Source organism: Desulfocicer niacini (assembly GCF_054657595.1).
The window spans coordinates 1-433 of sequence record NZ_BAAHYK010000186.1 but is presented as its reverse complement, the minus strand read 5'-3'; the positions used below and the strand labels follow the sequence as shown (position 1 = coordinate 433).

The following is a 433-nucleotide window of genomic DNA, read 5'->3' as shown; positions in this document are numbered from 1 at the left end:
AACAGATGCACAGACCCCAGGAAAAACATGATAAAAGCCGTCACCACCTGGATGTACCAAAGATTGGTGTCGTCGTGTTTCATCATCCCCATCTGCTGACGGAGTATGGCATGCTGTTTCCAGGAGATGGGAAATTTTCTCACCCCCAGAAGGGCATGGATAATAAACAGGGTAAATACCCCCAAAACGGCAAAAAATACGGCGGCGGGATACCCATGGCCCGTGTCTGAAAGAAAAGACAGCTCCATGAATTTTGCCACAAAATTAAAGGAGCCCTTGCCCAGCAGAATACTGCCCACAAGCATCATGTGTACCCACATGAAAAGCCCCAGCACCAGGCCGGTGCCGCTCTGGGCCAGATCCAGCCGTGCCGGTATCCGACTCTTTTTTACCTTGTCATTCTCTATCAAGCGTTCCATTCATCCTCCTTGAT

Annotated in this window: 1 protein-coding gene; it reads right to left on the bottom strand. The window is 49.9% G+C overall.

The window, feature by feature from the left end; genetic code table 11:
- The coding region (locus tag ACYQ2M_RS25305) for a succinate dehydrogenase/fumarate reductase transmembrane subunit (protein ID WP_459919179.1) at positions 1-419 on the bottom strand (419 nt) is incomplete at its 3' end.
- Positions 420-433 lie beyond the last annotated feature (14 nt).